Raw genomic sequence first — 13,316 nt, 5'->3', positions numbered from 1 at the left:
TCTGTCATTCTCCCAGTCTGCGCCTGTGTGCCACGCCCCCTGAAAACGGCTGCGTGATGCACAAGCGAGATGGATTGCACAGCGATGGCCGGCTGCTTCCGGCCATCGGCAAAGAACAGACAAGGGACGGGACAAGCAGGTACCCGCCAGCAGCCTCGATACGCCCTGCACCCGCACGGCGTATCGAGAGACTGCGTTTCCCCTGTACTACCTCATCAGTTGCGGATATCGCCCTGATTGAGGCCAACCAGCGGTACCTGGGTCGCCTGCCCCAACGCGGTGTTGTAGGCCAGGATTCCGTAGTTGACACCGGCCAGACCACCGTAGGTCTGCTTGCCGTTCGCGAGGACCTTGACGTTGCCGTAGGCCACGGACTGACGAATATCCCCCATGTTCAAGCCGGCCAATCCACCCAGGCGGGCATAGCTGCCACCACTCACCTCACCATTGGCCAAGGAGTTGGCGATCCGCGAATTGTTCTGCCCGACCAGGCCACCAACGGTACTCTGGGCACCGCCCACGACGTTGCCTTTGGCCGACGCGGTATCAATGCGGTGATCCACATAATCGCCGTTGGTCCCCACCAGGCCGCCGATAAAGCTGCTGGCGCCGCCGCTGACATTACCGCTGGCCTCGACTGAACTCAGGTCGCCATCGTTGAACCCCACCAACCCGCCGATATGGCTCAGGGTGCCGCCGGTGACCTTGCCGCGAGCCACTGCATATTCGGTAGTGCCGGCAAAGTTGTGCCCGATGAGGCCGCCGATGTTGCCGCTGCCACCACCCAGAACCTCACCGGTGGCTTCAGCCGTGTGGATTTCACTCCGGTCGTTCTTGCCCACCAGACCGCCAACATTGGCACCGGTCGAGTCGGCAACCCTGCCGGAAGCGCTGACGTTGTTCAGCACGCTGTTCTGGTTCAAGCCAACCAGGCCGCCTGCTGCCGCTGACCCCGTGCCGGTGATCGCACCGCTGGCGCTGGAGTCAGTGACGGTGCCGTTGTTGTTGAAGCCCACCAGGCCACCGATGTTGCTGGCGGCATAACCCCAGACGTTGACCGAGGAGCTTGCGCGCTCGATGGTGCCGCCCTGGTTGTAGCCCACCAACCCACCCAGGTTCGGGTCCTGGACGTAACGGTTGAAACCGGTGCCGACGGTGCCGGCACTGGAAGAGTCGGCAATCGACCCGCCCTTGTTGACCCCCACCAGGCCGCCCATACCGCCAACGGGACTGATCTGCATGGTGCCCAGGACCTGCACGTTGGTGCTGCTGTTGGTGATGGAGCCCGCACCGGCGAAACTGTTGCGGTTTTCCCCTACCAGCCCGCCGACAGCGAGGGTGTAGCCATTACCGGTAACAGTGCCGGCCATGGTTCCACGATCGATGGTGCCACCGGAGTTGATCCCCACCAGGCCACCGAGGTAGTTGTTCTGATTGCTGTTGGCAACTACCCGCAGATTGGTGGCACTGACGTTGTTGATCCGGCCGCTGTTCAAGCCCACCAGCCCACCGATATTGCCGAAGCCGGCGTTGGAGGTCGTACCGTTGATGGTCATGGAGGCCAGTTTGAGGTTGCTGATGTCACCCGACGACTTGCCGAACAGACCACCGTAAGGGCCGTCGGTGTTGACGGTGAAACCGCTGATCGTGTTGCCCAGGCCATCGAAGGTCCCGGTGAACGTGTTGCTGCCACCAATGGACTTGATGATCCCGCTGCCGGCGATGTTATTGCCCAGTACGTACAGGCCATCGAGGCTGGTACCGATCGCCTGCAACTGCGCGGCGTTCTGGATCACGTTGTACAGATCGCCATTGGCGTCGAACCAGGCGCCGCTGCCGGACAGCGTGACCCGGCCATCCGTGCCCAGGGCATAGGCGTTGCCATAGTCCAGACCCAGACTGCTGTTGATCCCGGTGAGCTCCACCGCGCCATTGAGCTTGATGTCCCGCTCGGCATTGAGCTCGATGCGAGTACCGCCGCCGCTGCCTTTCAGGCCGCTATTGATATGGATGTCCTGGGCCGAGTTGACGCTCAGTTGATTGCCGCTGGTCCAGGCAATGGCTCCATCCACCGAAACGTCACCGCTCTTGCTGTTGAGCTCGACATTGGTAGTGGCCAGGTTGTGCGCCAGGGTATCGGCATACACGGTGTTGCTACCGGCCGTGGCGGTAGGGCTGACCTTGACCTCGTCGGAGCTGATCTTCCAGGTGCCGGCCTTGCCATTGTTGGCCAGGGTGTTGACCCGCGCGGCCAGTTGCACCTTGGTATTGGCGCCCTTGGTCTCGACCACACCACCATCACCCACCGAGGTCAGCGCACTGGCGCTCATCGAGCCGCCGACGTTGACTACACCTATGTCGCCACCGTCCAGGGTGATCTTGCCGGCCTTGCGTGACAGGGTGTTGGCTTCGATGGCGCCCTGGTTGTTGACCACGGTCTGCAGCATGGAGCCGGCGCTCTTGGCGGTCATCAGCACCTGTCCACCGTCGGCCTTGAGCAGGCCGCCGTTGCTCACCAGCGCATTGATCGCCGCGGCGTCCACTTGCAGGTCCAGCAAGTTGCTGCCGTCGAAACTGACGGTGAATTCATTGCCACCGCCCAGGGCTACCCGGCCCTTCTGGGCCTTGATGGTGCCGTCGTTGATCACGGTCTTGCCGAGCAGCGCCACGTTGCCGCCGTCAGCAGCGGTGATGGTGCCGTTGTTGACGATCCGCGCCGATGAGGTGCCGGCAAACTTGTAGTTGCCGGCAGTGAAGTTGGCATCGGTGATGTTCTGGGTCGAGGCCACCAGGCCGCCGACATTCACTTGCGCGCCCTGGCCGAAGACCACCCCGTTGGGGTTGATCAGGAACACCTGGCCGTTAGCCTTGATTTGCCCCTGGATGTCACTGCCGTTGACGCCGATCACCCGGTTCAGGGCGATAGAGGTCTTGGTCGGCTGGCTGAAGGTCACGGTCTGACCGTTTCGCACACTGAAGTCGTTCCAGTTGGTGATCAACTTGTCGGTGTGCTGGTTGATCGACATCTGCTTGCCGTTATCGAACGTCAGAATATCCGCCGTCCCGGAGACCACTGTTCCCCCAGTCGGCAAGGCGAAAGCCGCGGGCAAACCGCCCAGGCCCAACAAACCGGCGACCATTACCACCAGGCCTTTGCGGGTTCCGGAACGACGGCGACGACGGGCGCCTTCGTCGGTCACACTCCAGCAGCCCTGGGCCTGATTCCATACCAATGCATAAACCTTGTTCACGTTGACTCCTCATCTATCAATTAACGCCCTGCAACATTTGCAGGACGGCACTGCATCCGAAGTGCACGCAGGCCTTCAGAAATACTGTGTGGCGCTGGCCCAGACCCGCGGTGTGCGCTCGGGCCCGCTGCCTTCCTTGCTGTTGTCCAGGGGCCAGGCGCTGGTCACGCTGATCTGTTGCGATGGCCCACTCCAACTGGCGCCCACACCGGCGCCCGAGAGCTGGCGGCGGTTCTCTTCGCGGGTCCAGGGACGTTTGTTGACCTCCACCGCTCCGTGGTCGACAAACGTCTTGAGCTGCCAGCGAGGGGCCAGGGCGTAGCGCAACTCCAGGCTGGCCTGCCAACCCTGGTCGCCACTGCCGGTGCCCTGGGGATAGGCACGCACATCAAAAGGACCGCCCACGCCGAACTTTTCCGAGCTGTCCAGGTTGGCTGAAGCCCATTGCGCGTTGAACTGGGTGTAGAGCTGAAAGCGCGGGCTCAGGTACTGCAGGCGCGCGGCATTGAGGTTGAACTTCTGAAAACCGCCGGCCGTACCGGCCGTGAAGTGATCACGCCATTGATCCCCTGGATCGTCGAGGCTCAGCCGCCCGCTGCCATAAGTGAGGTAGAAGAAGGTCTGGCCGCCGCCGAGCAGGCTGTCCTGAAAATTGCCGTTGAGACCCAGGCTCCAGAGTTCCACGTGTTTCTTGCTACTGACTTCGAACAGGTCGATGTCATCGCGCAGACGCTTGTCCTCGTATTGCAGCTGGGCGCTGAGATCGAAGGTGCGGCTGCGGATCAGCGGCTGGGTGACAAAGACGCTGCCGATGCTGGCTTGGCCGTGGGCCTCCAGCAGTTCGAAGACCTTGCCCAACTCGTAGTTCATCTGCGAATAAGCCACGCCCAGGCTGGTGGACCAGGGGCCTACCGGAAGCTTGTAGGCGGCGCGGTAATAACGCTGATCCTCATCGCTGCCCAATACCCGCAGGTTGAGCTGGTCGCCCAGGCGCAAGGGGTTGTTGAGGTTGAGGCTGCCCCCCAGTCGATATTCGCCGGTGTAGTAGCCGCCATAGTTGTCGGCCTCCAGGCTGCCGCTGGCCCAGGGACCGGGCTGCGCATTGATCAGCAGGTCGGTGGTGCCGCGCTGCTCACCGGCGCGCAAGGTGCCCTTGACCCGTACTCCAGGCAGGTCGCTCAACAACAGCAGACTGCGCTCGAGGTCATCGCTGAACACGGGGGCTTCGCTCTTGAGTGACGACAAAGGGCCACGAATCACCGAGTCCAGGGCCCGGGATTGGTTGTGCAGTTCGATACGGCCGTAACGGCCCTCGATGACCTCGATGCGCACCACGCCGTCCTCGATGTCCTGGGCCGGCAGGAAGGCCCGGGCCAACATGTAGCCCTGGCCCTGGTAATAGGTGGTCAGGCGTTCGGCAGCCGCACGCAACTGATTCAGGTCCAGCTCCTGGCCCTTGAGGTCCGCCAGCAACGGCAGCAGGGTCTGATTGGAGAACGCCTGGTTGCCCACAAGCACAAAGTCGTTGACCTCTAGGCGGATACCCGAGGTATCCGGGGCAGAAGCGCTCGGCGGCTTGACCGCAGGCAGGTCCAACTCCGGCTCCGCCGGTTCCGGCAAAGCCGGTTGGGTGGACTCGATATCACGCATCGCCTGTCCCGCGTTGGGCACATACCCAGCGGCAGTCGCCAGCCCCGGCAGCAGCAGGAGCAGGCTCAAACAGCCTCTGGAAAAATGTTGTCGAGCGCCTTCAAGGCCCCCGAAAACCGACCCACTCAAAGACTTGCCCAAGGCAACTTCAGTCTTGTATCCGCGCACTTCCACTCAGCGTCTCCCCGCTGTCTGTTGCCACTTGGTAATGAACCACCGCCTGATCCGGGGTAATTCCTGGTACTTCAGGCAGGGCGATCCGCGCCGAACCAAAAGGCTCCACGGTGATGCCCTGCAAGGTGTTGGCTCGAGCGCTGCTGCCCAGCGTCAATTCGGCGAAGGACACGTAATACGGCGTCGGGTTGCCGACCAGCAGCGCCGCATCGGATTTGCCCGCAGCGGCGAAGCTCCAGCGCAGTTGGCGCACGGCTTGGTCGGCACTACCGGCCAGGCCCTGGGGGCGATACAGCAGCTTCATGCGCATGCGATAGGCCAGGCGCAAGACGTTCTCGGTCACCGGCAGCCGAGATGGCACTTCCAGAAAATTGATCCAGAACACTGACTCGCGATCAGAGGGCAAAGGCTCGCCGCTGTAACGCAGCATCAGGGCCGCCCGCTGTTGCGGTTCCAGCCTGGAGATCGGCGGCGACAGCACGAACGGCACTGCCAACCCACTGGGACTGGCCTTGGCATCGCCCTTGTCCAGCCAGGCCTGTAACAGGATCGGCGCCTGGCCGATGTTGCCGACCCGGATGCTCATGACGGACGTATCTGCGGGGAAGATGAACCGGGTGCCGGCGATCGACAGATCGGCCTGGGCCCAGGCACTGAACCAGAGCAGTAGCGCCGCCAGCAGCCAGCGGCCAAGACCGGCTCGGCATGGGATCTCACGTCCCTCCAGAAAGCGCATCAAGACTGCCCCCCCTGGCTTGGGCTCGCGTCGCCAGCGGGCACTGCCCGACAAGGAAGCTGGAGCAGGTCATAACCGGTGGCGGACGCCGGATCACGAGGCGGCAACTGGTAGTCGATCAGGCAGCGCTGATCCGGTTCGTGGCCCCATTCCACACGGAGGGTTCCCTGGTCCTGCTCGGAACGCAGTACCAGACGACTGCCTTGGCCGACGGCGCCCAGTTCGGCACCGCTCTGGTCATCGACGGCGACCGCGGCAAACGGCAATTGCTGGCCATTGGGCTGCCGGCTATCGATCAGGAACGCCCTGGCCCTGCGGGTGGGATAAGAGAGCATCACCACCGCGCCCGCTACCGGCGCGACGTTGCGTGAACTGACCTGCAGTTCGACATCGTCGGCCATGCCGCTGGGGTCGATGTCCACGGTGTTCAATTGATAGGGACTCAGGCTCGGCACCACGGCGTAGCCGCGTCCATCCACCCGCGTCTGGGCATAGCCAACCCTGGCACCCTTGGCATGGGGGGCATACACCAGGCCTGAGGTTTCACTCAGGGTCTGGGAGAACGTCAGGCCGCCCGAGTGCAGGACCATGCCTCCGGAAGCCCCCAGGGACTCCTGGCGATAGTCGCTGCCCTGGGAAAAACTCGAACTCAGGGAGACCTCGGGCATGAAGTAGTTGAAGCTGGCGTTGGTCGAGGTCTCGCGCTGGCGCTGATCATGGGACGCGGACACGGCATAGGTGGCATCGCCGCGCTCGCCCAGGGCTCCGGAAACACCGCTGGTGTAGTGCGCACCGGAGTTCTTGTCATGACTGGCGTAGGCGTTGACCGTGGTTGCTCGGCGACCCTCGCGTCCCAGGGGGATCGACAGACTGAAGCTGAAATAGGTGTTGTCCGCCCCGACTCCACCTCCAGAGCCATTGCTGGACGCGCGCATGCGCTGGGCCATGAAGGAGTAGCTGTTGCCCCGCCACTGATTGCTGTAGCCCAGGGAGAAGTTCAGGGTCTGGCCCTGGCGATTCCAGTACTTGAGGCTGGAGCCAGTGACATAAAGCTGACCGCCACCCTCGCCCAGTTGCTGGTTGATGTTCACATCCAGGCGGTCCCGCACGCGGGAAAACGACTCGGCCCCGGCGCCACGCTCCACGTAGTCCTGCAAGGCAATGGCGTCATGCAGCCCCAGATAGCCACGGGTGGAATAGCGATACGCCAACAGGGAAAACTGCGTACCGCTGATGGGCAGGTTCTTGCTGTAGGAAAGGCGCAGGCTCGACCCCTGCAGACTGCCTTCGCGGGGCAGTTCGGTCTTGGCCTGAGTCAGGTCCAGAGCGAATGCGCCCACGGAGGTATTCAACGCACTGCCGATCAGGGCCGACATGTAGCTGCCGGTCACTGCCGTACCGGCGTAGCCGGTCAGTTGGTTATTCAGCCCGTAGTGCAGGGTGCCCTGGGCCACATACTGCTCGCCGCCAAGCCCCGGGTCGGTGACCTGGCCGGCGGTCAGGCTGTAGCGTGAGGTACCCGGACGCAGCAATTGCACGGTGGTGGCAAAAGGCACGGTAAAACGGCTGGTTTGTCCATTGGCCTCGGTAACTGTTACCTCCAGGTCACCGCCAAAGCTGGCCGCCTGCAAATCGGAGATTTCGAAGGGGCCCGGGGCGACCGCCGTCTCGTAGATCAGATAGCCGCGCTGATACACCGAGACCTTGGCGTTGGTGCTGGCGGTGCCTCGCACTTGCGGTGCGTAGTAACGCTGGGTGTCGGGCAACATGCGCGAGTCGCTGGCCAACTGGACGCCGCGAAACGACACCGAATCGAACAGATCGGCATCGGTCACGCTTTCCCCCACCAGCAACTGTGAGCTCCAGTCCGGCAGGTCGGTCTGGGCATAGATGTAGCCACGCTGATAGCGGCTGCCCAATTCCGGCGACCAGGTCGCGGTACCACTGTGGCGCAAGCGCAAAGCGCCGATGTTGAGCCCCATGTTGAGTCCGGCGTAGCCATGGGTCTGGCTTTGTCCACGACTCTGGGAGCTGAACAGGCTGGTGTTGTAATTGAGCACCGCCGCGGACACGCCGGAATCCCAGCTCGCCGGATCGACGTAGGTCTTCGACTGGTTCGGCTGGAGGAAGAACTGCGGCACGGACAGGTCGATCTTCTGCTCGGCGATATTGATGCGGCTGGTTACACCGGGGATGTAGCTGCCCAGGTCGCCACAGAACAACCCCTCGCTCATGAGCGGGTGGGACGCCCCGGCCCCCAGCGCGGCATCGGCCTTGTGCAGGTCGATCCCCAACTGCTGCAGTGACGCGCGATCGAAGCACGGCCGGCTACCCTGAGGCTCGTCGCTGGCACGGAACTCGACCTCCAGCAACGCCCGCCATTGGCCACTCACCAGCAGATCAAGCAGGTATTTGCCGGGCGCGATATAGCCCAATTGCTCAAAGCGCGAAGTATCGATGGGTGTCTCCTTGCCTTGAAACAACATCTGGCTGTCGAACAGCACGCGTTCGCCACTGTTCTGCTGGGGCCCCTCCTCGCTCGCGACCAGGACCGTCGAGTGCCCCATCAGCGCCGCCAGACACAGCGTCTGCACAACCGGAGCAGAACCCCGACCACACCGAACACCGGGGCGCGCAGATACATCGCGCCTATGGCACTGAACACTCAACATAACGAGATCCCAACGCGCTCAAGACTGAGCAAGCGGACAAACGAGCGAAGTTGAATTAAGAAACCAACTAGAGCAGCGAACTCTTCAGCGATCGGCGGCCACCGAAATCGTTGATCACTTCATAGTTGATGGAGGCCTTGGCCGGGTCTTTCGGAGCTGTCGCCGGCCAAGCGAACGACTCATTGGCAAACGGCGCGACCATTCCCGGTTTAAGGGCAAACTGACGACCTCCCAGTTCAACCTCTATACGACCGAAAGACACGTAGTAAGGCGTTGGGTTGGATACCTTGACAACAGGCACTTGCGGACCTGTCGGGGCGGAACTCAAGTGACCGGCCCGATTGAACTCCCACTTGAGTTTTTCAGCGGCCGAGTCAACAACACCGTCAAGATTGGGCGGCCGAAAGAAAATCTTGATACGCGTTCTAAATGCAAACTGCAGTACGTTTTCATCCTTCTCCTTGCGGGGCGGAGTTTCCAATACATTCAGCCAGAACAATGATTCGCGATCGGTCGCCAACGGCTCTTTCGAATAAGACAGGCGCAGCACTGCCGAGTCTCCAGACTCCAAACGACTGACAGCCGGCGCCAGCAGGAAAGGTACTTGTATTTCTTCAGGGGCCTTATTGGCTTCCCCTCTATCGATCCAACTTTGCGCCAAAAGAGGAACAGGACCGGAGTTACTTATTTTCAATGTAACCTCTCGGGCTTCGGCCGGATAAATCAACCGAGTCCCTTGTAGAACTATCCCTGCATGCGCAGCTCCCGAAAACAGCCCCAGGAACATGACACCGATAACGAGAGAATGTACAAAACGCGCTGTCGGCGTCATGACCTGCCCCTTAATAACTAACGACTGTTACTGATAAGCCAGGGTGTAGCGAATGAAGGAAACACCCGAACCGGCACCGACCGAAGCTGCCGTAGAGACGTAAGCGGCCTTGTACTTGAGGGTCGCGGCGTTGCCGGAAACCGTTGCCACTTGCGGCGTGGTCTCGGCCTGGCCCAGGACAATCTTCTGCGGTTGAGCGGCGTTGTCGTTGTAGATCTGGATCTGTACACCGGTTGCCGGTGCACTGCCGATCAGCTTCAGATTGCCTGTAGCAGGGTCAATGTTATTGACCTGATCGAACTCGATGGACACCTTGGAGTCGTTCTTGCAGTTAGTACCCGAGAGTTTCAGCTCGAAGGGTTTCAAGTCGGACGTGGTACCGATTTTTGCAAAGTGCGTAGGCAAGAAAGTGCCCAACTCAACGTTGGTCACGTTGTTTTCGCCGGGCGCCTTGCCGTTGATCTCGCAGGTCACGTCAGTGATGCTGCCACTAAAGTTCACTACACCGTCGGTAGCCTGGGCAAATGTCGGGATCAATGCAGCCAGCATCAAACCGGAAGTTGCCATGGACAAGAGAGAGTTGCGTTTCATCTGATTTCCTTTTCCCAATAGCTCAATAGAGTAAGCACAAAGATCTTCCCTATCTGAAAGAGGTCGACAAACACTCTTGCCACCGCAATAGAAGAAAAGACCTGCTCTGCCTTCAAACGTTTATGAATACTGCTGACTTCCAGTTCGATGACCCACTTCAGTCACACAAGCGGGCCAGGCTTGCCAGCAGGAAGCCACCATATCGAATAGCCGATTGTTTTAGATCAAGACCACGCCGACTCGAATTACAGGAACAGTCCCAGAGCTCTATAAGAAATTTCCTACAGCCTTAAAAACAGCACCCACGAGTCAATATCCAGATAAATCCATTGGATACCGGACAACAGCATTTAAATTTAATAGTTTATTAATAAGGCCGTAGATGAATACAACTCCAACGACCACGAATAAACTTGGCCACTGGAGCTATTGAGATCGACAACAGGAGTTGGGCGAGAAGGAAGCCACAACGGCAGAATAAAGTCAGGCCGAACAAGGAACGTCCGAGAGGACTGGGTGATGGCTTGGAGCGCGGCGGGAAAGCGGTTTCGGAAAAAACAGCGGGCAACAAAAAAGCCCCGGAAATCGACGATTTCCGGGGCTTTCATTTGTATGGCGGAGAGATAGGGATTCGAACCCTAGGTACCGGTGAAGGTACAACGGATTTCGAATCCGTCCCATTCGGCCACTCTGGCATCTCTCCAACGGCGCGCATCATAACAGCACCTTTGCCGGATGCGAAGCCCCCGAGCAAATTTTTTCCGTGCTATCAGATGCTTGCGTCGATTACAGCGGTACGCCCAGGCGCTGAGCGACTTCTTCGTAGGCTTCGATCACGTCACCGAGGCCCTGGCGGAAGCGGTCCTTGTCCATCTTCTTCTTGGTGTCCTTGTCCCACAGGCGGCAGCCGTCCGGGCTGAACTCGTCGCCCAGGACGATGGAGCCGTCGCTGAACACACCGAATTCCAGCTTGAAGTCCACCAGCAGCAGGCCAGCGTCATCGAATAGCTTGCTCAGGACTTCGTTGACCTTGAGCGACAGTTCTTTCATGCGCGCCAGTTGCTCGACGGTGCCCCAGCCGAACGCCACAACGTGGGATTCGTTGATGAACGGGTCGCCCTTGGCGTCGTCCTTCAGGAACAGCTCGAACGTGTAAGGATTGAGCTTCATGCCCTCTTCCACACCCAGGCGCTTGACCAGGCTGCCGGCCGCGTAGTTACGCACCACGCACTCCACCGGGATCATGTCGAGCTTCTTCACCAGGCACTCGTTGTCGCCCAGCAGCTTGTCGAACTGGGTCGGCACGCCGGCGGCTTCGAGTTTCTGCATGATGAAGGCGTTGAACTTGTTGTTCACCATCCCCTTGCGGTCCAGTTGCTCGATGCGCTTGCCGTCGAACGCCGAGGTGTCGTTGCGAAACAGCAGGATCAAGCGGTCGGCGTCGTCGGTCTTGTAAACCGATTTGGCTTTGCCGCGGTAGAGTTCTTCACGTTTTTCCATGATGGGCTCCGCTTGCTAAGTAGGTGGGCTAGGCGATGTGGCGCCAGTCGAGCCCTGAATCTTGATCGGCCAGTTGCAGCCAGTCCGGGTCGCACCCGAGGGTGTCGACAAAACATTGCCGGGCCAGCTGCGGCAGGTTGTTCTTGCTGCTCAGATGAGCAAGGACCAGATGCTGCAGGTCCTGCCATCCCAATTCGGCCACCAGGCTTGCGGCCTGATGGTTGTTCAAATGCCCTTCGTCGCCGCCAACCCGCTGCTTGAGAAAGTACGGGTAATAGCCGCGCGCCAACAGGTCCCGGCAATGGTTGGCCTCGATCATCAAGGCATCCAGGCCACGGTAGCCTTCCAGTACGCCGGCACAGTAGGAACCCAGGTCGGTCAGCAGGCCAAAACGCCGCTGACCGTCGCTGAAGACAAACTGCGTAGGTTCCTGGGCGTCATGAGCGACGGCAATCACGTCAATGCACAAGGCGCCGATCTGCAGTTGCTCGCCACCGCGGACAAAACCCGCAGCCTCCACCGGCTTGCGCATCCCGCGCAACGTGCCCTGGCTGAGGTAGACCGGTAAATTGTAGCGCCGAGACAGCAAACCCACGCCATGCACGTGGTCGGCATGTTCGTGGGTCACCAGGATGGCGCTCAACTGCGAGGGATGAACGCCCAGGCGCAGCAGGCGCCGCTCGGTTTCCCGCAGGGAGAAACCACAATCCACCAGGATGTAAGTGTCAGCACTGGCGATCAGCGTGCCATTCCCTTGGCTACCACTGCCGAGAACGGCAAAACGCATCTGATCAGCCCAGGTTGTCCTGAATCACGCCCAACACTTTGCGCGCCACATCGGCCGGCGCCACGGTGTTGATGTTCTTCTCGACGGTCACCTGGACGTTGTCGCCCACCTTGCTCAGGCGAACCTGATAGCGCTCGGCACGGGCTTCGATCTCTTCCTTGGCCGGCTTGCTGCCGAACAACTTGCCGAAGAAGCCCGGCTCGTCGTTCTTCTTCTCGGCTTTTTCCGCCAGGTTGATGTAGTACAGGCCCAAGCTGCGGTTGATGTCCTCAACCCGCCACTCGCCCTGCTCCAGGGCGCGGCCTACGCTGGACCAGGCGCGATCGAGGTCGGCACCCAGGTTCAGCACCGGATTGCCGCTGCCGTCTTCGCTGAGGCTGACCCGGCTTGGGGTATCGAAATCACGGGCCGCCAGCAGGGACACTGAACCGCCCTTCTCGGAGGTACGGCTCATGCTGGCCAGCATATCGTCCACCAGCGCGGCGTCCAGGCCGGTGTTGACCGAGCGATTGGTGAACTCCACGTCAGCGGTGCTGCCGGCGGGACGCTCGGCACTGACCACGTAGACTTCACTGGTATTGCGCTGCACGCCCGGTTCGATACGGACCCGTACGCGGGTTTCGCTGTCGGCGGCGACGCCGGCGCTGCTCAGGCGCTTGGCCACGGCAGCGGAAAGCTCGTCGGAACGCTGCCAGCGGGTGCTGAACTCGCCGGTTTGCGGACGTTGCTGATCCAGACGGAACCCGTTGTCCTGGAAGAACTGCACCGCCACTGGCCAGACTTCGGCCGGTGGATGCTGGGCCATGACCCAGCGCGAATCGCCGCTCTTCTGCAGGGTGTAGTCGCTGGCGTCGGCAATGGCCGACAGCGGCTGCGGACGAGGTACTTGGTACTCGCCCTTGACGTTGTCGTCGGCCACGTTGCGCGGGATCGGCAGCAGCGGATCCAGACGCTTGGAGGTCTGGACATCCGGCGGCAGTTGCATCGGTGCTGTTTGTTGCGCTTGCAGGTAATCGCTACCCCGGTCACGGAAGTAGCCTTCCGGGCCCCAGATCCAACCGCAGCCACTGGTGCTGGAGATAATCAAGGCAAGTGCGGAAAGTCCGGCCATTCGCTTCATGCG

General features: G+C 60.9%; 9 protein-coding genes and 1 tRNA gene. All 10 read right to left on the bottom strand.

The features are described 5' to 3' along the window. Positions 1-215: 215 nt before the first annotated feature. Positions 216-3,251: a GLUG motif-containing protein gene (locus P7C00_RS08010; protein WP_346634894.1), complete on the bottom strand. Its 3,036-nt coding sequence runs from the start codon at positions 3,249-3,251 to the stop codon at positions 216-218. Between the two features lie 75 nt (positions 3,252-3,326). Beyond that, entirely contained in the window at positions 3,327-4,970 is a 1,644-nt protein-coding gene (locus P7C00_RS08005) for a ShlB/FhaC/HecB family hemolysin secretion/activation protein (protein WP_404938584.1), read from the bottom strand. A gap of 79 nt (positions 4,971-5,049) precedes the next feature. Next, positions 5,050-5,811 carry a fimbria/pilus periplasmic chaperone gene (locus P7C00_RS08000; RefSeq protein ID WP_404939935.1) on the bottom strand — a complete coding sequence of 254 codons (762 nt, stop codon included), beginning with the start codon at positions 5,809-5,811 and terminating at the stop codon, positions 5,050-5,052. After that, positions 5,811-8,378 (bottom strand): fimbria/pilus outer membrane usher protein, encoded by a 2,568-nt coding sequence (locus P7C00_RS07995; protein ID WP_404938582.1) that lies wholly within the window; start codon positions 8,376-8,378, stop codon positions 5,811-5,813. Before P7C00_RS07995 ends, P7C00_RS08000 begins: the two co-directional genes overlap by 1 nt. A gap of 172 nt (positions 8,379-8,550) precedes the next feature. Next, positions 8,551-9,315 carry a molecular chaperone gene (locus P7C00_RS07990; RefSeq protein WP_404938580.1) on the bottom strand — a complete coding sequence of 255 codons (765 nt, stop codon included), beginning with the start codon at positions 9,313-9,315 and terminating at the stop codon, positions 8,551-8,553. Positions 9,316-9,342: 27 nt separating this feature from the next. Then, positions 9,343-9,906, bottom strand: coding sequence for a fimbrial protein (locus P7C00_RS07985; protein ID WP_346634898.1), 564 nt, complete (start codon positions 9,904-9,906; stop codon positions 9,343-9,345). Between the two features lie 613 nt (positions 9,907-10,519). Further along, positions 10,520-10,609, bottom strand: a tRNA-Ser gene (locus P7C00_RS07980). An 83-nt stretch (positions 10,610-10,692) separates the two neighbouring features. After that, positions 10,693-11,406: a phosphoribosylaminoimidazolesuccinocarboxamide synthase gene (gene purC / locus P7C00_RS07975; protein WP_058433542.1), complete on the bottom strand. Its 714-nt coding sequence runs from the start codon at positions 11,404-11,406 to the stop codon at positions 10,693-10,695. A gap of 28 nt (positions 11,407-11,434) precedes the next feature. After that, positions 11,435-12,193, bottom strand: coding sequence for an MBL fold metallo-hydrolase (locus P7C00_RS07970; protein ID WP_123726262.1), 759 nt, complete (start codon positions 12,191-12,193; stop codon positions 11,435-11,437). Positions 12,194-12,197: 4 nt separating this feature from the next. Next, on the bottom strand, positions 12,198-13,313 hold the full coding sequence (gene bamC, locus P7C00_RS07965) for an outer membrane protein assembly factor BamC (protein WP_346634899.1): 1,116 nt from the start codon (positions 13,311-13,313) through the stop codon (positions 12,198-12,200). Positions 13,314-13,316: the final 3 nt, after the last annotated feature.

Origin of the sequence: Pseudomonas sp. JDS08PS003, from assembly GCF_045013505.1 — a bacterium.
GTDB classification, from domain to species: Bacteria; Pseudomonadota; Gammaproteobacteria; order Pseudomonadales; family Pseudomonadaceae; genus Aquipseudomonas; species Aquipseudomonas protegens_B.
This window is presented reverse-complemented; position numbering and strand designations above follow the sequence as displayed.